The sequence below is a fragment of the Maribacter spongiicola genome, assembly GCF_004364165.1.
GTDB classification, from domain to species: Bacteria; Bacteroidota; Bacteroidia; order Flavobacteriales; family Flavobacteriaceae; genus Maribacter; species Maribacter spongiicola.
Genome location: NZ_SOAY01000018.1, coordinates 1 through 19187, shown reverse-complemented (window position 1 = coordinate 19187; position 19187 = coordinate 1). Strand labels below are relative to the sequence as shown.

Here is a 19187-nt window from a genome sequence, read left to right as displayed (position 1 = left end):
AACAATCAATTCAACTAAGCCTCTTTTATAGGGGCTTTTTTGATTCTTTTACTCTAGTCAACAAGAACATTCCAACTAAAAAGAAAACACCTAAGAATATAATGGAGCTTCTCATGCTACCCGTTTTTTGCGCTATTACGCCATAAAGGAAAGTACCAATGATAATACCTATTTTTTCAGCCACATCATAAAAACTAAAAAAAGATGTCGTATCCGTAGTCTCTGGTAAAAATTTTGAATAGGTGGATCTTGACAATGCTTGTATACCCCCCATCACCAAACCTACACAACCTGCAGCAATATAAAAGTCAGTCGGTGTAATTACAAAATAGGCATATATACAAATAGCAACCCACAGTGCATTTACGACAATAAGTGTATTAATATTTCCGAATTTTTCAGATGCTCTAGCGGTAACCGTCGCTCCTAAAATTGCCACAATCTGTATAACTAATATACTTACGATTAAACCTGTTGTTCGTTCAGCGTCTGTACCCCAAGCTATTTCTTCTTCTCCGAAATATGTGGCGATAAGCATTACAGTCTGCACGGCCATACTATACACAAAAAAAGCACCTAAATATTTTTTTAGCTTTACCTGCTCCCCTAGTTGATGCCATACCTGTTGAAGCTCTTTAAATCCGTTTAAAACTATATTGGTTCTTTTCCCTTCTTTCTTATAGCCTTTCGGCAGATAATAAAAGCTGTATTGCGCAAAGAGTATCCACCAAATGCCTACGGTTACAAATGAATATTTCATGGCCTTTATTTCAGCGGCGCCAGCTTCATCTGTAGTAATACCAAAGAAGTCTGGTTTCATGACCATTGCCAAATTAAAAATTAATAGAATTACACTACCAACATATCCTAACGTAAAACCTTTGGCACTAATAGCATCTTGCTGCCTTGGGAAAGCTACATCTGGCAGATATGAATTGTTAATGGCAAAGCTTACCCAAAAGCCCACTAACCCGAAGAAATAACAAGCTAAACCTAAATAAATATTCTCTAAAGAAAACCAGTACAAACCAATACATGAGATTCCGCCTAAATAACAGAAAAACTTCATGAACATTTTTTTATTTCCGAGATAATCTGCAACACCTGATACTAAAGGAGTAACAATGGCTATAAAAACAAAGGCTAAAGAAGTGGTGTAACTTATTAGAGGAGCTCTTGTAATTTCACCTCCAAAAACGGTTACTTTTTCAATACCGGCAACTCTAAAAAGTGCCCCATAAAAAATTGGAAAAACTGCAGAAGAAATAACTAAACTATATACTGAATTTGCCCAGTCGTAAAAAGCCCATGCGTTCAATAATTTCTTACTTCCTTTTGCAACTAGTGTCTTCCCCATATTAAAAAATAAAAGCCGTTCATTTCTGAACGGCTTCAATATACAATAATCTTTAAGGTTTTAGTTAAATTTAGTTACTCCAAATTTAGCTGCTTCTGCCGCGGCATCTGGTGCCCAAGCTGTTAGGTTATTTATTCTTGTATCATTAGAAGGGTGTGTACTCATGAATTCTGGCGGTGCCTGACCTCCACTGTTCGCCTTCATACGTTTCCATAATTCTGCAGCTTCATAAGGATCGTAACCTGCAATAGCCATAATCTGTAAACCGATTCTATCAGCTTCGGTCTCATGCCCTCTACTAAATGGTAACATACCTAAATATTGTGTACCTACACCATAAGCCTGATTGAACAAGCCTAATGTTTGTTGATTTTTAATAGCAACATTACCTGCAACTGCACCTACCTGTTGTAAAGTACCAGCGCTCATACGCTGTGCACCGTGATCAGCAAGAGCATGTGCAACTTCATGACCCATGACTACTGCAACACCTGTTTCTGTTTGAGTAATTGGTAAAATACCTGTGTAAAATACAATCTTACCACCTGGCATACACCATGCATTTACGGTTTCATCGTTTACCAAATTATATTCCCATTTATAGTCTTTTAAATAACCTGGGTATCCGTTTGCTGTCAACCAACGCTCTGCTGCAGAAGAGATACGTTGCCCAACCCTTGTTATCATTTGAGCATCAGCAGTACCAGTCACTACCTTATTTTCTGTCAAAAATTGATCATATTGCGCAAATGCGGATGGGAACACCTGACTGTTCGGATAGAAATTCAATGTTTTCTGACCCGTAAACGGGTTCACCTTACAAGCTGAAACACCTATAAATACAAATACAATTAATACAAATTTTTTCATTTTTATAATTTTAGTTAATGGTAGAAAGCTACAAAGTTATTGTTTTCCTGATAAATGCAATAAGGTAAAGTTTTTGTCTATTCGCAAATCATTATTCTCGTTTACAGAAATGTTAACTAAATCTATACTTTCATTATCTATCATTACGGAATCAATTTTAAACGGAAGCCCATGAAAATTCAACTTCATCATTTTATACTCCGTTTCAAAAGTGCCATCTTTAAATAATTGAATGGTCAATGAATTTCCTTTACCAGTTAATTTATAATTACTTAAAGAATACCGTCCTTTTTTATAATCATACCCATCGTCTGAATCTTCATAAACTTCAGATGATTCTATACCCTCTTTGTAATACACTTCTAAAACCAATTCTTCTATTTTCTTTTCCCCTACATATTGTTGAATAGGGTATTGCGGAATTATAGCTCCGGCTTTTACAAAAACAGGAAGCATATCAATCTCTGCCGCTACCCATTTTTCTTTACCTCCGACAACATGTTCGTTAGTCCAAAAATCGTACCACTCTCCACGAGGTATGTACATTCTACGCCCTTGCGCATTGGGTTCTTGTATAGGGCAAACCAATATTTTTTCTCCAAAAATAAACTCGTCGGTTCTAAAATGTGTCTGGTTATCTTCTTGATCAAAATACACTAAAGACTGCACCATAGGTATATTCTCTTTGGTGTATTTAAAGAACATAGTGTACAAATACGGTAACAGTTGATAACGGAGATTTACAAATTTTCTAACGATATCTGTTATCTCTGTGCCAAATGACCATGGCTCTTGATCGCCGTGATCACCACTTGAATGTACTCTACAAAATGGGTGAAAAATTCCTAATTGTACCCATCTGGCAAATAATTCGCCATCTGGTTGTTCGGCAAATCCGCCGATATCTGAACCTACAAATGAATAGCCACTTAAACACATGCGCTGTACCTGTACATTGGCAATCCATAAATGCTCCCATGTAGCAACATTATCGCCTGTCCAAGTAGAAGAATATCGTTGTGTACCTGCAAATGCGGCTCTTGTAATTACAAAAGGTCGCTTAGGGTATACGTATTTCTTAACACCTTCATAGGTTGCCCTTACCATTTGCATACCGTACACATTATGTGCTTTGCGGTGTGTACATGGATGACCGTCGTAATCGTGGCGCGTATCTAAAGGTGCTGTTTTAGTGGGCACTTCCATCACTGCGGGTTCGTTCATATCATTCCAAACGGCATGTACGCCAAGTTCTGACATAAATTCTTTATACAACTCTGCCCACCATTCCCGCACTGCAGGATTTGTAAAATCTGGAAAATTACATTCCCCAGGCCATACCTTACCATGCATTAAAGGACCATCTCCTCTTTTACAGAAATAATCGTTTTCTAATGCTTCATTATATATCCAATAATCGCGATCCACTTTTATACCCGGATCGATCATAACCACCGTCTTAAAGCCATCTTCCTCAAGTTCTTGTATCATTCTCTTAGGATCAGGAAAGTGGTTTTTATCCCAAGTAAAACACCTAAAACCATCCATATAATCTATATCTAGATAGATGGCATCGCAAGGTATTTTTAATCGTCTAAATTCGCTGGCTATATCTTTTACATTACTTTCTGGGTAATAGCTCCATTTAGATTGGTGAAAGCCTAACGCCCACATTGGCGGCAATTCGGGCGTACCGGTGAGACTTGAATATGAGCTGACCACTTTTGACATATCTGGACCAAAAATGAAGTAATAATTCATTTCGCCACCATCTGCCCAAAAGCTTGTAATATTTCTTCGTTCTTGAGAAAAATCGAATCCTGTTCTAAAACTATTGTCAAAATAAATACCGTAAGCTTTGCCTTTATTTAAGCCAACGTAAAACGGTATTGCCTTATAAAGCGGATCTTGTTCTTTTGCGAAGGCAAATTGATCCGTAACCCAATTCTCTACTCTTTTACCTTTAAGGTTACTATGCATGGCTTTATCGCCCATGCCATAAAAACTCTCTCCCGACTGGGTAATTTTACTCAATTTTACGGTGTTACCACCATATTCATAATTCTCTTCCCAATGAAAACCTAACTCATCTTCACTGATAATATTACCTTCTAAATCTGAAACTTGAGTACGTAACGTCTTCTTATCTACCAGTATACTTAAACGAGCTGTAGCTATTATATACTCTGTGTCGTTTTCTACAACTTCTAACTTACTATACCCCATTGTTGCATCTGGGTCTATAGCATACGAAAAATCTGGTTCAAAATTATAGTTGGTTGCGTACCTAAAACGAATAATACTACCTCTTAAAATTGTTATTTGTAAAACAACACCATTTTCAGTTGTGAAGTATAATTTATCTGAGTCTTGCGAAAATTCAACGATATGGTTTGGGTATAAATTGCCTTTATACTCAAGCTCTGTATTTGTAATCATGAACTTATAAATTAAAATATATCAAATTAATAGTACTACCGAAAAACATTAAGACCGCTTAAATATGATAAAACTTTTTTACGTTATTTCAGTATTACAATACCTAATGGCGGAATTGTAATTTCAATTGATTTGTTATGTCCGTGCGATGCCTTGGTAGACGATTTTATTTTATTGTTCAAATTTCCGCCACCACCATATTTGGCATCATCACTATTTAAAACTTCTGTTAATTTCCCTTTTTTAGGGTTACCGATTCTGTAATTCTCTCTCGGTACAGGCGTAAAATTACACGCTATAATTAAATCATTCTTTTCATCATGACCTTTACGTACGTAGGTCAATACAGAATTTTCGTGGTCACCATAATCTATCCATTGAAAACCTTCTGGACTAAATTGTTTCTCATACAATGCTGGTGCACTTTTGTATAGATGATTTAAATCTTTTATAAAATCTTGAATACCCTTATGACCATCATATTGTAACAAATGCCAGTCTAAACTTTGCTCAAAATTCCATTCTTCCGTTTGCCCAAATTCGCAACCCATAAACATTAACTTGGTTCCAGGATGGGTAAACATATATCCGAACAACAACCTTAAATTGGCAAATCGCTGCCATTCATCGCCTGGCATTCTATACACCAACGATTTTTTTCCATACACTACTTCATCATGAGAAAAAGGCAACATAAAATGCTCTGTAAAAGCATAGGTCATACTAAAGGTTAGATCGTTCTGGTGATGCTTTCTATATATAGGTTCTTTTTGAAAAAATTGTAATGTATCATGCATCCAACCCATCATCCATTTCATACCAAAACCTAATCCGCCATGTTCAACTGACTTTGATACTCCTGAAAACGCCGTAGATTCTTCGGCTATAGTCTGTACACCTTCAAAACTAGAATATACCGCTTCATTTAATTCGCGAATAAATGACATTGCCTCTAAATTTTCGTTATTACCGTACATGTTAGGTTCCCACTCTCCATCTTCCCTAGAATAATCTAAGTATAACATTGATGCAACTGCATCTACACGCAGACCGTCAACATGAAATTGATCTAACCAAAATATCGCATTACTTATAAGAAAAGCTCTTACTTCATTTCTACCATAATTGAAGATCAAACTCTTCCAATCTGTATGGTACCCTTTTCTTCTATCTGGGTGTTCGTATAAATTAGAACCATCAAAGAACCCTAGACCATGTGCATCTTCTGGAAAATGAGAAGGTACCCAATCTAAAATTACGCCTATATCATTTTGATGAAAAGCGTCTACCAAAAACTTAAATTCTTCTGGCGAACCAAATCTTGATGTTGGCGCAAAATAGCCGGTAAGTTGATACCCCCAAGATGGATCATACGGGTATTCCATAACGGGCATAAACTCTACATGGGTATACCCCATTTCTTTGACATAGTTTACAAGATCAATTGCAAACTCTTTATAAGTCAAAAACTTATTCTCAGCATTTTTCTTCCATGAACCTAAATGCACTTCATAAACAGAGTATGGTTTGTCTAATCCGTTTTTATCCTTTCTGTACCCCATCCAGGCATCATCTTTCCAGTCATGCTCGGCAGTCCAAATTATAGATGCTGTATTTGGTGGGTGTTCGCAGTACCTTGCAAAAGGATCCGCTTTTTCTGTCCAGATATTATTATTATTGGACTGTATTTTATATTTATAAACTTCTCCCTTACCTATATTGGGAATAAAACCTTCCCAAATTCCGCTAGAATCCCAACGAACATTTAACTTGTGATCATCTGAATCCCAAGAATTGAAATTACCAACTACAGATACAGATTTTGCAGACGGAGCCCATACAGCAAAGTATGTACCAGCCACACCATCTACTTCTACCAAATGCGAACCCAGCTTTTCATACAGCCGATAATGCTTACCTCCTTTAAAAAGGTCAATATCAAAATCAGTAAAAAGTGAGTGAACTTGTACGTTAGGCATATAGAGTGTTTATTTTTGTAAAGCTAATCATCTTTTAAAGACGGTCGACTTCAATTCTTTTTTGTTAAAAATCTAGCAGTTAATATCCGATTTAAATATTTAAATACCAAAAATGGAACACTTTTTGAATCAACTATTCAAAATTAAAACTCAAACCATAAAATTATAACATTATGAGAAAACTGAATTTATTTATTGGAGCACTAGCAGCATTATTTATTATATCATGTGAAGGACCACAGGGACCTCCAGGTTTTGATGGATTTGATGGAGAAAGAGGACCTGCCGGACAAGATGGCGCAGACGGAATTAACATATTAGGAAAAGTAGTAGATATTGAAGGTACGTTTAGCTTAGAGAATGATTATTCTATCTTTTATGAATTTCCTCAAACTATAGAAGTTTTTGAAACTGACGTTGTACTTGTATATTTACTTTGGGACGAAACCGAGGATAGTAATGGTGAACTAGTTGATATTTGGAGGCTGATGCCACAAACCAGAATTTTAGACCAGGGCTTGCTTCAATACAACTTTGACTATACTTTTTTTGATGTAAATATTTTCTTGGAGTCAGATTTCGACCTATCAACCCTACCAGCAGGTGATACTGACAATCAGATTTTTAGAATTGCCGTTTTACCAGCAGAATCTACTACAGGCAAACTAGATACTTCTAATATTAATTCTGTAATGGCACATTTAGGCATAACGGAAGATAGCATACAGAAAGTAACAATAGATTAACACCCCATGTAGTTTACCTATTTAATCTAAAGCCTTTGAATGTTAATCAAAGGCTTTTTTTATTTACATTGTTTAAAACTTTAACCTAAATTGTTACGTAGATACAGTACGTTGAAAGGAATACATAATTTATTCGACAGAACTAAAAAAATTGAAAAGATGAAAATAAATTTTGCAATTGCACTACTCGTACTTTTTGTAAGCTGTAAAGGTACTTCTCAAGAAAAAGAGATGGCTACCACAACAAAAACGAGTGCTAAAAAAGAATTTGCCGTACAAAAAACGAATAGCGAATGGAAGAAAGAGTTGACCGATGCCGAATACTATGTCCTTCGCGAAGCTGCTACTGAAAATCCATTTACCAGCGAGATTTTAAAGAACAAACAAAAAGGGACTTACGTTTGCGCTGCATGTGCTACTCCCCTATTTAAAAGTTATACAAAATTTGATTCTGGTACAGGTTGGCCTAGTTTCTATGAAGAAATTGAAGGTAATGTTGCTTATGATGTTGATTATAAAATTGGATACAAAAGAACAGAAGAGCATTGCGCTACGTGTGGCGGACATTTAGGTCATGTTTTTGAAGACGGGCCAGACCCAACCGGTTTACGCCACTGTATTAATGGTGTTGCACTTAATTTTGTACCTACCGAATAATATTTAAATTAGAATTTATATTTACAAGAGGTCTTTTTAGACCTCTTCTTTTTTTTATAAGACTCATACTAAAGTAGCTAGGGGAATTTCTTAAATATCACAATTTCATATTAAAGGTCATATTTTAAAAACCTACAATTAATTTCAATTAGGTTTTGTATTTTTACAGCTCAATTCAATCTACAAAAAATCAAAATATGAGCACTTTCGATATTATTGTTTTAGGTAGTGGTCCTGGCGGATATGTAACTGCTATTAGGGCTGCACAATTAGGGTTTAAGACTGCCATTATTGAAAAAGAAAGTTTAGGCGGTGTTTGCTTAAATTGGGGTTGTATACCTACTAAAGCATTGTTGAAATCTGCACAAGTATTTGAATACTTGAAACATGCAGAAAATTATGGTTTAAAAATTAATGGTGCCGATAAAGACTTTAATGCCGTAGTTAAAAGAAGCCGTGGCGTTGCTGAAGGAATGAGCAAAGGTGTTCAATTCTTGATGAAAAAGAACAAAATAGAAGTTATTAAAGGTTACGGTACATTAAAAGCCGGAAAGAAAGTTTCCGTTAAGGCTGAAGATGGTTCTACCACTGAATACGGTGCAAACAATATTATCATTGCTACAGGGGCAAGAAGTCGTGAACTACCCAGCTTACCACAAGATGGTGAAAAGATTATTGGGTACCGACAGGCAATGACCTTAGAAAAGCAACCTAAGAAAATGATTGTTGTTGGTAGTGGTGCTATTGGTATCGAATTCGCTTACTTCTACAACTCTATGGGAACTGAGGTTACTGTAGTTGAATATTTACCGAATATTGTACCTGTTGAAGATGAAGATGTTTCTAAGCAATTAGAAAGAAGTTTCAAAAAAGCGGGTGTAAAAATTATGACCTCTGCAGAAGTTACCTCTGTTGACACTTCTGGCGATGGTGTAAAAGCTACCGTAAAAACTGCCAAAGGTGAAGAAGTTTTAGAGGCTGATATCGTATTGTCTGCCGTTGGTATTAAAACCAATATCGAAAACATAGGATTAGAAGATGTTGGTATTGCTACCGATAGAGATAAAATATTGGTAAATGATTTTTACCAAACTAACATACCAGGTTACTATGCAATTGGTGACGTAACACCAGGACCCGCTCTTGCACACGTTGCTTCTGCGGAAGGTATTTTGTGTGTCGAAAAAATAGCGGAAATGCACGTTGAACCTTTAGATTACGGTAACATACCTGGTTGTACGTACTGTTCTCCAGAAATTGCTTCGGTTGGTTTAACCGAAAAACAAGCTAGAGAACAAGGTATTGAAATTAAAGTTGGTAAATTCCCTTTCTCTGCAAGTGGTAAAGCTCAAGCTTCTGGCGCATCTGAAGGATTCGTTAAAGTTATATACGATGCCAAATACGGCGAATGGTTAGGTTGCCATATGATTGGTGCTGGCGTTACAGATATGATTGCTGAAGCTGTTCTTGGTCGTAGACTAGAAACTACCGGGCATGAAGTTTTAAAAGCTATTCACCCACACCCAACCATGAGCGAAGCTGTTATGGAAGCAACTGCAGCGGCTTATGACGAGGTTATTCACTTATAATTAATACAAAATAGTATAGCATGTTAAAATTATTTCGAGCAACGGCAATTTTAGAAGGAATCTCTTATTTGGCGTTGTTCGGGGTAACCATGCCATTAAAATATTGGGCAGAAATACCAGAGCCAAATAAATTGGTAGGTTACGCCCATGGTTTTCTATTCATCGCATTTATTGCACTTACCTTAATAGTTGGTTTTACACAAAAATGGAGCTTTAAAAAAGTATTTATTTTTGGTATAGCATCTCTCCTACCCTTTGCTACATTCTACGTTGAAGAGAAATATTTAAGACCCGAAGATAACGCTTAGGGTTGATTTCTAGTTTAGCTAAGACTTGCCTGAATTATGAAAATGGAAATAACATTCCATTATAGATTAATAATTACAAAGTAATTACCCATTTTCTATTACCCCGATTATATTAAAAAACTCTCGATGGCTAAATCATAACTTTTTAAACCGAAGCCAAGAATTACTCCACTTGCCGCCGGCGAAATATAAGACACATGTCTAAACTCTTCGCGCTTGTGTGTATTAGAGATATGAACCTCTATTACGGGCGTTTCAACTGCTTTTATCGCATCGCCAATACCTACCGAAGTATGCGTATAAGCTGCGGCATTAAGCACTATACCGTCATAAGAAAAACCCGTATCTTGAATTTTAGAAATTAGTTCGCCCTCGATATTAGATTGATAATATTCTAGCTCAATATCTTTAAACTTGAATTGTAATTTTGAGAAGTAATCTTCAAAAGTTTCGGCACCGTATACGTCTGGCTCCCTTTTTCCTAAAAGATTTAAGTTGGGACCATTAATTATGATAATCTTCATACATCAAAAATAATGAATGTTGCCTTACGATGAATTAGAAATGTTTGTCGTTAACAATATTTAAATAATGTAACGTCTAGCGACGGGTTCTATATTTAGGCTCAAAATTATAAACGATACCCAAGGTAACGGTAGACCACGTAGTTTCTTCAACATCAATACCTGTGTATGACAAATTTACCTCTACACTTGAACTCATTAAATAAGCAATTGTAGGTCTATAATAAAGACCACCTTCATTACCATCATTTATACCCATTGCATAACCTATATTTCCACCAAATGAGAAATAATTTGATGTCCAAAAACGAACACCTGCAGACAGGGGCATAAACTGAACAGCTTCTTGTTCTTCTCTGATTATCGTTGTTTGAAAAGTTTCTGCAAAACCATGAATATAACCTACAGCGGGCCCTACATCTACTATTTCACCTAACGGATACATGTATGAGAAATCTGCTGCAAGCACAACACTTACCGCTTCATTATAATCATCTAACGGAATACCTCCTTGTATACCGAATTTGAAGCCTTCTTGAGCAAAAATTCCGGTTGAAAGACATAAGGCAAATAATAAAATGAAATACTTATTCATGGTTTGGTCGGTTTATTTACTCCAAAAATAAAGGTAAGACTAAGCTTACAGGTATCTTTGTTGTGAATACCATGAAAGTAGTGGTACAACTAACTTTTAAATAGGTCACATCAATTTATAGCCCCTAAATACATCCCATATTATTACATTATTATCTTCATAGTTAATGTATTCTTTATCTTTAAACCATGAATTGGAAACATGCGCTAAAAGATTACACTGTATATCTTAAGCTTGAACGGGGACTATCAAAAAACTCTATTCAGAGTTATACTATGGATATCGAAAAATTGATGTCTTTTCTTGATGCACATGGCATAACTACTACCCCAATACTTATAGACAAAAGCACGGTTCAGCAATTTATTTATGAAATTGCCAAAGTGGTCAACCCTAGATCCCAGGCGCGAATTATATCGGGACTCAAAAGTTTTTTCAATTACTTAATTTTTGAAGACTATCGAAAAGATAATCCGTTAGATCTAATAGAATCCCCTAAAATAGGGCGTAAATTACCAGATACCATTTCAGAAAATGAAATAGACAAATTAATTGACGCTATTGATTTAAGCTCTGCGGAAGGAGAACGCAACCGTGCTATGCTAGAAACTTTATATGGCTGTGGACTAAGAGTTTCTGAACTTATCGGATTAAAAATTTCTGATCTTTTTTTTGAGGAAGATTTTATCAAAGTAACTGGTAAAGGAAACAAGCAACGTTTTGTACCCATTAGTCCTGTAAACAAGAAATATATTGATATTTATAGAAATGAAATTAGAGTCCATTTAAAAATTCAAGAAGGTTTTCAAGATATTCTATTTCTTAATCGACGTGGCAAACAACTTACCCGAGCCATGATTTTCACTATCGTAAAAAATCTAGCGGTTACCATAGGTCTACAAAAAAGTATAAGTCCGCACACTTTTAGGCATTCCTTTGCTACCCATCTTCTAGAAAATGGTGCCGATTTACGATCTATTCAACAAATGTTGGGTCACGAAAGTATTACTACAACAGAGATATACATGCATGTAGATAGGTCTCACTTAGCAGAAGTAATGAATACGTATCACCCTAGAAAAGATCATTAAAATTTCCACTTGCTACCAATTGTATATACCGAAGGCATATTTACTTGGGTTTCACCAAAAGCACCGATGGTCGATTTATGTAACTGAACATTACCCTTTAATTCAATCATAAAATTTTCACTGACATCATAACCAGTACCTACCACAAAACCAAGGCGGTATGGTGCAACCATAAGTTCATTTTTTTCAGTTGCCACTTCTACTTCTAACCCTGAAAGCAAGTATAATCTATCATTCAAATATCTTTTAAACAACAAGCTAGACCTAAACCTTTCACTTAATATATAGGTATCATAAAAACCTTGAAGCTCAAGTTGAGTAGACTTAAATATTCCATATTGCACCATAAAAGACTTATGCACATCACCAATTGCAGAAACTGGGTACGAATGCCCTTTAATTGATATTCCTGACAACGATGATGGTAAATTAGATGCAGGCGGTTCTTCTATTGATTGCCCATACAATACTATACTAAACAAGAATAGAAAACTAGGTACAAATATTTTCATAGGTTGGATATCTTGAATTAGAAGACATAAATTCCTACAAAAGATATTTTAAATATCAGAGCGAGCGAAATACTTAGCAAAACTTTAACTGCCAAGCATTTAGAAAGCTTCTCTTAAAATATGAAATACAATTTCACTAATCTTTGAATTGACTGTAATCTCTTTTAAACGGGCGAATGATCAAACGTGCCTCCCTATCAAATCTAACATAGTTATATACCCAGTTGATAAATACGACCATTCTATTTCTAAATCCTATCAAGAAAAACAAGTGTACGAACATCCAAACGAACCAAGCAAATACACCTTGAAACCTAAATTTTTTAATATCGCAAACCGCTTTATTTCTTCCAACGGTCGCCATGCTACCTTTGTCGTTATAAACAAACGGTTTCATAGGTTTGTTCTCTAATAAATTGACTAAATTTTTACCTAGTAATTCACCCTGCTGTATTGCCGGTTGCGCAACCATTGGGTGCCCACGAGGATTATCTACGGTTGCCATACATGCAATATCACCAATAGCAAATATATTAGGATGACCTACTACCTGGTTGAATTCGTTGACATTTATTCTATTACCGCCAGCAATTACGCCTTCTGCATCTAAGCCTTTTATACCAGCTCCTTTTACCCCAGCTGCCCAAACTACAGTGGCAGCATCGAATTTTAAATCGGTAAGCGTTGTAACAGTTTTACCATCATATCCAGTAACCCGAACTCCTTTCCAAACTTGAACGCCTAATTTCTCTAAAAAGTCTTCTGCTTTTTTTGATGCTTGGGCGCTAAAACCTGGCAACAAGCAATCGCCACCCTGCACAATATTAATCTGCGCTCTTCTTGTATCTAAATCTGGGTAATCTTTTGGTAAAATACCTTTCTTTATTTCTGCCAAAGCACCAGAAAGCTCTACCCCTGTTGGTCCGCCACCTACAATTACGAAATTCATCAAAGCATCTCTTTCATGATAATCATCTGTAAGGAGTGCCTGTTCGAAATTCTCTAAAATTAAACTACGTAGATTTAATGATTGTGGAATCGACTTCATAGACATCGCGTTCTTTTCTATCTCCGCATTTCCAAAGAAATTAGTTTCAGAACCAGTTGCTACTACTAAATAATCAAAACTTAAATCACCAATATTTGTATTCAACTTTTTACCGGCAGTATCAATATGCTGTACTTCAGCTAAGCGGAAGTAGAAATTATCATACCCTATTAAAACTTTACGTAGCGGATATGCTATAGAATCTGGCTCAAGACCACCCGTAGATACTTGATATAATAATGGTTGAAAAGTATGGTAATTGTTCTTATCGATTAGAACTACCTGTACTTCTTGTTTACTTAATTTTTTCGCCAGAGAGACTCCGCCAAAACCACCACCTATTATTACAATTCTAGGATAGCTCGAAAGTGGTATGTTCATAGTATGATTACTTAAACGCAAAATTAAACAAATGGATTTCTACTTTAAAATAATAATGTAGTTTTAGTATCTTTAAAATCTAACTCAAACAAACACCAAAATGCGCAAAACCCTCATTTTTTTGGCAGTAATTGGCACTTCCTTTTATTCGTTGAACGCTCAAAAGAGCGAAAAAGACATTATTAAAAATTTAGAACAGAAAAGTGCAGAATATGGAACTATAGCTCAAAATATTTGGGAGTTCGCAGAAATGGGCTACCAAGAAGAACAGAGCTCTAGTCTTCTACAACAAACACTACAAGATGCAGGCTTCAGCATAAAAAAAGGTGTTGCCGGTATACCTACCGCATTTATTGCCGAATATGGTAGTGGTAGTCCCGTAATTGCCATTATGGGGGAATTCGATGCTTTACCTGGACTTTCTCAAAAAACAGTTGCCGAGAAGCAAACGGCTGGTGCAGCTGCAGGTCACGCCTGCGGACACCATTTATTCGGTACAGCTTCTACAGCTGCTGCGATTTCTACCAAAGAATGGCTAGAAGCGAACAAATCTAAAGGTACTATTCGTTTTTACGGTACACCTGCAGAAGAAGGCGGTTCTGGAAAAGTTTATATGGTTCGTGAAGGACTTTTTAATGATGTAGATATTGCATTACACTGGCACCCAGGAGCCCAAAATGCAGCGAGTGCTGGTGCGGCATTAGCAAATAAATCGGCTAAATTTAGATTTCACGGTATTTCTGCACACGCGGCAGCATCACCCGATAAAGGTCGTTCTGCTTTAGATGGCGTTGAAGCTATGGATATGATGATCAATATGATGCGCGAGCACATACCGCAGGAAGCCAGAATACATTATGTAATTACAGACGGAGGAAAAGCACCTAATGTTATTCCTGATTTTGCAGAGGTTTATTACTATGCCCGCCATAATAGACGCGACGTTGTTATTGAAATTTTTGACCGTATGGTTAAAGCTGCCGAAGGTGCTGCTTTAGGTACGGGTACAACGATGGATTATGAAATGATTGGTGGTACACATGAGCTGCTACCAAATCTTACTTTACAGAAAGTGATGCATGATAACCTTTCTGAAGTAGGCGGTATGGAATATACTGCCGAAGAAAAAATCTTTGCAGATAAAATTGCAAAATCACTAGGTCAAGAAAAGGCCGATCTTGATACAGCAAAAAATGTGCAACCCTACAAAACAGAAGCTAAGGCATTCGGTTCTACCGATGTTGGCGATGTTAGCTTCACCGTACCAACTGTTGGTTTCAGTACTGCTACTTGGGTACCTGGCACACCGGCGCATAGCTGGCAAGCTGTTGCTGCTGGCGGAACCTCTATTGGTAATAAGGGTATGATGATAGCTGCAAAAACACTTACAATGACTGCAATTGACTTGTTCAAGGATAAGAAATTAATAGAAACCGCCAAAGCGGAGTTTTTAGAAAATAGAGGCGCAGATTTTAAATATATTCCGCTTTTAGGCGATAGAGCTCCCGCTTTAGATTATAGAAAATAGTAATAGATACTATTAGATTAAAAAGTGCCAAAGAATACTTTGGCACTTTTTTTTATCTATTTGCAGATTTATTGTAACAAAAGAAACTATCGATAGACTAACCTCGTAAGAACAACCAACCAATAGTGAACAAAGAACTGGAACACAAATTTGTGACCGAGCTGCAAGACAATCAAAATATTGTCCATAAAGTGTGTACCCTGTATACAAATGACCGCGACTCTCACAACGATCTGTTCCAAGAAATTACGATTCAACTGTGGAAAGCATACCCCAAGTTTAGAGGAGAAGCAAAATTCAGCACTTGGATGTATAGGGTAGCCCTAAATACAGCTATTACACTATACAGAAAGCGTAAAAGGCGAATTGATACGGCGGACTATGAATCTATAATTTTTAAGATCAAAGCCGATGAATATGATGAAACCGAAGAGCTGCAATTGAAATTGATGTATAAAGCCGTCAAGCAATTGAATGATATTGACAAAGCATTAGTTTTTTTATATCTGGAGGATAAAAACTATGCCGAAATATCAGAAACGTTAGGTTTAACCGAGGTAAATGCACGAGTGAAGATGAATCGTATCAAAACAAAATTAAGAACCATTTTGAATCCATAAGCATATGACGGATGAACTGGAATTATTAAAGAAAGATTGGCAGAAGAAGGAATTCAATGTTCCTAAACTGAGCTATGATGAAATACATAAAATGATATGGAAAAAATCTTCCTCTATCGTTAAATGGATATTGATTATTAGTATTTTGGAATTTACCGTTCCCCATCTTCTATACTTACTGCCATCAATGCGTGAAGGAATGGAAATCTATGATAAAATGGGCGTATCTAAATATTTACTAATTCTCTCAATATTTACTTATGTAGTTGCCTTTTATTTCATTTTTCAATTTTATAAGCGATTTAGAGAAATATCAGTTTTGGATAATTCTAAAAATTTGATGAAGAAAATTATTAAGACAAGAAAAACTGTAAAGCACTACGTCATTTTTTCATTGTCAATGATAATGGTTACCATTATCATTATGATAATAGGTGTTTATTTGAACGATAATATAATTTCTGCGTTCCCTGAATTAAAGGGTAGTCTAGAAAACATCTCGCAAGAAAAGTTAAAAATCACCTTAATGCTGTCCATTGGTGTTTTCGGCGTACTCTTGACTTTGGTAATGGGAGTAATTTACTTTTTACTTTATGGTTTGTTACTTAGAAAGCTAAAACATAATTACAGCGAATTAAGGCATTTAGCAGTTTAAGTTTTTTTCCATTTACGTTGTTTATTCTCTTCCTCGAAGGCCAATAAATCTTGTTTAGAAATTACCTTTAAAAATGAAGGATGTTGCTCTATGGCGTATTCTAACTTTTCAATGATCGATTCTGAAGATTCATTCTCATAGTCTATTTGTAATGGTTCTTTAATAACCAGCGATTGTAGTATCCCTTTCTTTTTGATACGAAGTCCCTTTTTATCAAAAGATCTTCTAAACCCATCTATAACTACTGGTACGACAACAGGCTTATACTTCTTAATAATATGCGCCGTACCTTTTCGTAAAGGTTTCCAAGGGGTGGTAGTACCCTGTGGAAAAGTAATAACCCAACCATCATTTAAAGCTTTACCAATGCTAGAAATATCACTCATTTTTACTTGGCGCTTAACATCTTGACCTTCTGAACGCCATGTTCTTTCTACACTAACAGAACCTGCGTATGCCATGATTTTGGTCAACAAACTTTTTTTCATGGTTTCTGCGGCGGCTACATAATACATATTCAATTTAGGCTGCCAAATGTACCCAAGATTTTTAATAGAATCTTCACGACCACTTAAACTAGCGTTAAACACATGAAACATCGCCACTACATCGGCAAAGTAAGTTTGATGGTTACTTACAAATAGTACATTTTTATCTGGCAGGTTTCTGATTATTTCAGAACCTTCAATTTCTAACGTATTAAATCGCTTGTATCGCTGGTGCGATAGCAATGCCAAAATACGAATTAGCCACTTTTTAATGTATAAATTATGCCCGAAAGGGTTTTTATCAAATAATCCCATAGAACGCTAAAATAATTAAATATGCTTTACAACACCTGCTTTAATAACTCTTTAATCTCATTCAACATCATTGCCGTTGCACCCCAAACGATATAACCGTTTAATTTAAAGGCTGGTACTTCAATATCTACTGCGTATGATGTTGTTAATTTTTTAGAAACAACTTTGGTGTCATCTAAAAAGTCTAGTATTGGAACCTCTAAAATCAACTCTACTTCTGACTCTTGTTTTATAAATGGTTTGGGTTCTTTATATAAACCAATGAATGGTTGGACGATAAAATTACTTGGGGGAATAAAAATTTCTGAAATTTCTTTCACCACTATAACATCTTTTGGATCTACCCCTACTTCCTCATGTGTTTCTCGTAATGCCGTTGTTAATAACCCATTATCTGACTTTTCTGCTTTCCCACCCGGAAAACCAACTTGGTTAGAATGTACTCCTTTATAAGTTTTTCTCAGAATCAATAAAAGATTGGTATTTTGATTTACCGTTGGATAAAACAATGCCATAACTGCCGCTTTCCTCGGATTATTCTTCGTTTGATTGATTCGCTGTAATTCTTCCAAACGAATTTCTGGCGCCATTTTATGCTGAGAAGCTTCTCCCGGTAGCGGTAGATCCTTTATTTTTGATATTTGTTGTTCAAAAAAATTGAAATCCATGCGTTCACTCAAATTCTATACATTTTTTCTCTTAGCCATTATGGCAGCAGCTAGCTGCAAAGATACTTCTAAGAAAGTTGATAGCGTTACTACAGAACCAGAGGCTGTATTAGATTCAATTAAAATTACAGAAAATGAAGTTATCGAAGACCCAAAAGAAGAAGCTTTTGTGCTTGACGAAGAAAATGCGATCGAATTCTTTTTCAACTATGAAAAGACATTAAAAGCGAACAAGGTTAAAATTACCACTAACCTCGGTAGTTTTACAATTGAGCTATTTGAAAATGTACCGTATCACCGAGCTAATTTCATTTACCTGACCAAAAAGGGTTATTTTGATTATACCCAATTTCATAGGGTCGTGAAAAACTTTATTATTCAAGGCGGAAATTCTGATGATGAAAATACAGGTAGAAAAAGATCTGAAATAGGAAGATACCTTTTACCACCAGATACTAGAAAAGGGCATAAACATCATAGAGGAACCGTTTCTATGCCTAGTAGCGAATTGGACAACCCGCACATGCTTGCCAGCCCATTTGAATTTTTTATTGTAGTAACCGACCCAGGTTCTTATCATTTAGATGAAGAATATACCCCTTTTGGCAGAGTTATAGAAGGTATGGATGTCGTTGATAAAATTAACAACGTACCCGTTGAAAAAGGAGATTGGCCTTTGCAGAATATCTACATTGAAAAGGCGGAAGTGTTAAATTAAAAGCTTTTGGCTTTTGGCTTTTGGCTTTTGGCTTTTGGCTTTTGGCTTTTGGCTTTTGGCTTTTGGCTTTTGGCTTTTGGCTTTTGGCTTTTGGCTTTT

19 protein-coding genes are annotated in these 19187 nt (G+C 36.0%); 9 read left to right on the top strand and 10 right to left on the bottom strand.

All coding sequences use genetic code 11. From position 1 onward, the window contains the following. Positions 1-25: 25 nt before the first annotated feature. The 4 genes from CLV90_RS18765 to glgB all read right to left on the bottom strand — a co-directional run bounded on the left by CLV90_RS18765 (position 26) and on the right by glgB (position 6645). Positions 26-1357: an MFS transporter gene (locus tag CLV90_RS18765; protein ID WP_133689051.1), complete on the bottom strand. Its 1332-nt coding sequence runs from the start codon at positions 1355-1357 to the stop codon at positions 26-28. Positions 1358-1417: 60 nt separating this feature from the next. Continuing rightward, entirely contained in the window at positions 1418-2227 is an 810-nt protein-coding gene (locus tag CLV90_RS18760) for a M48 family metallopeptidase (RefSeq protein WP_133689050.1), read from the bottom strand. A 36-nt stretch (positions 2228-2263) separates the two neighbouring features. Further along, positions 2264-4666, bottom strand: a complete 2403-nt coding sequence (locus CLV90_RS18755; protein ID WP_133689049.1) for a glycoside hydrolase family 31 protein — start codon at positions 4664-4666, stop codon at positions 2264-2266. Between the two features lie 83 nt (positions 4667-4749). Next, complete coding sequence (gene glgB, locus CLV90_RS18750) at positions 4750-6645, bottom strand: 1,4-alpha-glucan branching protein GlgB (RefSeq protein WP_133689048.1); 1896 nt, start codon at positions 6643-6645, stop codon at positions 4750-4752. Positions 6646-6818: 173 nt separating this feature from the next. On the opposite strand from glgB, the gene CLV90_RS18745 reads away from it, so the two are divergent. From CLV90_RS18745 to CLV90_RS18730, 4 genes are all read left to right on the top strand, one after another. Then, positions 6819-7391, top strand: a complete 573-nt coding sequence (locus tag CLV90_RS18745) for a collagen-like triple helix repeat-containing protein (protein ID WP_133689047.1) — start codon at positions 6819-6821, stop codon at positions 7389-7391. Between the two features lie 159 nt (positions 7392-7550). Continuing rightward, on the top strand, positions 7551-8048 hold the full coding sequence (gene msrB / locus CLV90_RS18740; RefSeq protein ID WP_133689046.1) for a peptide-methionine (R)-S-oxide reductase MsrB: 498 nt from the start codon (positions 7551-7553) through the stop codon (positions 8046-8048). 197 nt (positions 8049-8245) lie between these two features. Next, positions 8246-9637, top strand: a complete 1392-nt coding sequence (gene lpdA, locus CLV90_RS18735; protein ID WP_133689045.1) for a dihydrolipoyl dehydrogenase — start codon at positions 8246-8248, stop codon at positions 9635-9637. Between the two features lie 20 nt (positions 9638-9657). After that, a complete protein-coding gene (locus CLV90_RS18730) occupies positions 9658-9945 on the top strand; it encodes a DUF3817 domain-containing protein (RefSeq protein ID WP_133689044.1) in 288 nt (95 codons plus the stop codon). Positions 9946-10052: 107 nt separating this feature from the next. On the opposite strand, the gene aroQ is transcribed toward CLV90_RS18730, so the two are convergent. Both aroQ and CLV90_RS18720 read right to left on the bottom strand, forming a co-directional pair. Beyond that, the gene (gene aroQ / locus CLV90_RS18725; RefSeq protein ID WP_133689043.1) at positions 10053-10469 is read right to left on the bottom strand and encodes a type II 3-dehydroquinate dehydratase; all 417 of its coding nucleotides are present in this window, start codon (positions 10467-10469) and stop codon (positions 10053-10055) included. A gap of 76 nt (positions 10470-10545) precedes the next feature. Continuing rightward, the gene (locus tag CLV90_RS18720; RefSeq protein ID WP_133689042.1) at positions 10546-11064 is read right to left on the bottom strand and encodes an outer membrane beta-barrel protein; all 519 of its coding nucleotides are present in this window, start codon (positions 11062-11064) and stop codon (positions 10546-10548) included. Between the two features lie 188 nt (positions 11065-11252). On the opposite strand from CLV90_RS18720, the gene xerD reads away from it, so the two are divergent. Further along, the gene (gene xerD / locus CLV90_RS18715) at positions 11253-12155 is read left to right on the top strand and encodes a site-specific tyrosine recombinase XerD (protein ID WP_133689041.1); all 903 of its coding nucleotides are present in this window, start codon (positions 11253-11255) and stop codon (positions 12153-12155) included. On the opposite strand, the gene CLV90_RS18710 is transcribed toward xerD, so the two are convergent. After that, positions 12152-12667 carry a hypothetical protein gene (locus CLV90_RS18710; RefSeq protein ID WP_133689040.1) on the bottom strand — a complete coding sequence of 172 codons (516 nt, stop codon included), beginning with the start codon at positions 12665-12667 and terminating at the stop codon, positions 12152-12154. The two genes, xerD and CLV90_RS18710, sit on opposite strands and share 4 nt — an antisense overlap. A gap of 136 nt (positions 12668-12803) precedes the next feature. Next, complete coding sequence (locus CLV90_RS18705) at positions 12804-14096, bottom strand: NAD(P)/FAD-dependent oxidoreductase (protein ID WP_133689039.1); 1293 nt, start codon at positions 14094-14096, stop codon at positions 12804-12806. A 100-nt stretch (positions 14097-14196) separates the two neighbouring features. On the opposite strand from CLV90_RS18705, the gene CLV90_RS18700 reads away from it, so the two are divergent. From CLV90_RS18700 to CLV90_RS18690, 3 genes are all read left to right on the top strand, one after another. Continuing rightward, positions 14197-15624 (top strand): amidohydrolase, encoded by a 1428-nt coding sequence (locus CLV90_RS18700; protein WP_133689038.1) that lies wholly within the window; start codon positions 14197-14199, stop codon positions 15622-15624. A 125-nt stretch (positions 15625-15749) separates the two neighbouring features. Beyond that, positions 15750-16244 (top strand): RNA polymerase sigma factor, encoded by a 495-nt coding sequence (locus tag CLV90_RS18695; protein WP_133689037.1) that lies wholly within the window; start codon positions 15750-15752, stop codon positions 16242-16244. A gap of 4 nt (positions 16245-16248) precedes the next feature. Next, positions 16249-16899: a hypothetical protein gene (locus tag CLV90_RS18690; protein WP_133689036.1), complete on the top strand. Its 651-nt coding sequence runs from the start codon at positions 16249-16251 to the stop codon at positions 16897-16899. On the opposite strand, the gene CLV90_RS18685 is transcribed toward CLV90_RS18690, so the two are convergent. Together CLV90_RS18685 and CLV90_RS18680 are read right to left on the bottom strand one after the other, a co-directional pair. Beyond that, positions 16896-17702, bottom strand: a complete 807-nt coding sequence (locus tag CLV90_RS18685; RefSeq protein WP_133689035.1) for a lysophospholipid acyltransferase family protein — start codon at positions 17700-17702, stop codon at positions 16896-16898. The two genes, CLV90_RS18690 and CLV90_RS18685, sit on opposite strands and share 4 nt — an antisense overlap. Positions 17703-17728: 26 nt before the next feature. After that, positions 17729-18370: an NUDIX hydrolase gene (locus CLV90_RS18680; protein ID WP_133689034.1), complete on the bottom strand. Its 642-nt coding sequence runs from the start codon at positions 18368-18370 to the stop codon at positions 17729-17731. Between CLV90_RS18680 and CLV90_RS18675 the strand changes: the two genes are divergently transcribed. Beyond that, a complete protein-coding gene (locus CLV90_RS18675; protein ID WP_133689033.1) occupies positions 18369-19088 on the top strand; it encodes a peptidylprolyl isomerase in 720 nt (239 codons plus the stop codon). The genes CLV90_RS18680 and CLV90_RS18675 overlap by 2 nt on opposite strands. The last annotated feature ends 99 nt before the right edge of the window (positions 19089-19187 follow it).

Bases quoted from the DNA above. Each gene is read 5' to 3' on its own strand.
- CLV90_RS18730 (WP_133689044.1), top strand. From the start codon at position 9,658: ATGTTAAAATTATTTCGAGCAACGGCAATTTTAGAAGGAATCTCTTAT.
- CLV90_RS18760 (WP_133689050.1), bottom strand. From the start codon at position 2,227: ATGAAAAAATTTGTATTAATTGTATTTGTATTTATAGGTGTTTCAGCT.
- glgB (WP_133689048.1), bottom strand. From the start codon at position 6,645: ATGCCTAACGTACAAGTTCACTCACTTTTTACTGATTTTGATATTGAC.
- CLV90_RS18705 (WP_133689039.1), bottom strand. From the start codon at position 14,096: ATGAACATACCACTTTCGAGCTATCCTAGAATTGTAATAATAGGTGGT.
- CLV90_RS18765 (WP_133689051.1), bottom strand. From the start codon at position 1,357: ATGGGGAAGACACTAGTTGCAAAAGGAAGTAAGAAATTATTGAACGCA.
- aroQ (WP_133689043.1), bottom strand. From the start codon at position 10,469: ATGAAGATTATCATAATTAATGGTCCCAACTTAAATCTTTTAGGAAAA.
- CLV90_RS18710 (WP_133689040.1), bottom strand. From the start codon at position 12,667: ATGAAAATATTTGTACCTAGTTTTCTATTCTTGTTTAGTATAGTATTG.
- lpdA (WP_133689045.1), top strand. From the start codon at position 8,246: ATGAGCACTTTCGATATTATTGTTTTAGGTAGTGGTCCTGGCGGATAT.
- CLV90_RS18680 (WP_133689034.1), bottom strand. From the start codon at position 18,370: ATGGATTTCAATTTTTTTGAACAACAAATATCAAAAATAAAGGATCTA.
- CLV90_RS18700 (WP_133689038.1), top strand. From the start codon at position 14,197: ATGCGCAAAACCCTCATTTTTTTGGCAGTAATTGGCACTTCCTTTTAT.
- CLV90_RS18690 (WP_133689036.1), top strand. From the start codon at position 16,249: ATGACGGATGAACTGGAATTATTAAAGAAAGATTGGCAGAAGAAGGAA.
- CLV90_RS18685 (WP_133689035.1), bottom strand. From the start codon at position 17,702: ATGGGATTATTTGATAAAAACCCTTTCGGGCATAATTTATACATTAAA.
- xerD (WP_133689041.1), top strand. From the start codon at position 11,253: ATGAATTGGAAACATGCGCTAAAAGATTACACTGTATATCTTAAGCTT.
- msrB (WP_133689046.1), top strand. From the start codon at position 7,551: ATGAAAATAAATTTTGCAATTGCACTACTCGTACTTTTTGTAAGCTGT.
- CLV90_RS18675 (WP_133689033.1), top strand. From the start codon at position 18,369: ATGCGTTCACTCAAATTCTATACATTTTTTCTCTTAGCCATTATGGCA.
- CLV90_RS18745 (WP_133689047.1), top strand. From the start codon at position 6,819: ATGAGAAAACTGAATTTATTTATTGGAGCACTAGCAGCATTATTTATT.
- CLV90_RS18755 (WP_133689049.1), bottom strand. From the start codon at position 4,666: ATGATTACAAATACAGAGCTTGAGTATAAAGGCAATTTATACCCAAAC.
- CLV90_RS18720 (WP_133689042.1), bottom strand. From the start codon at position 11,064: ATGAATAAGTATTTCATTTTATTATTTGCCTTATGTCTTTCAACCGGA.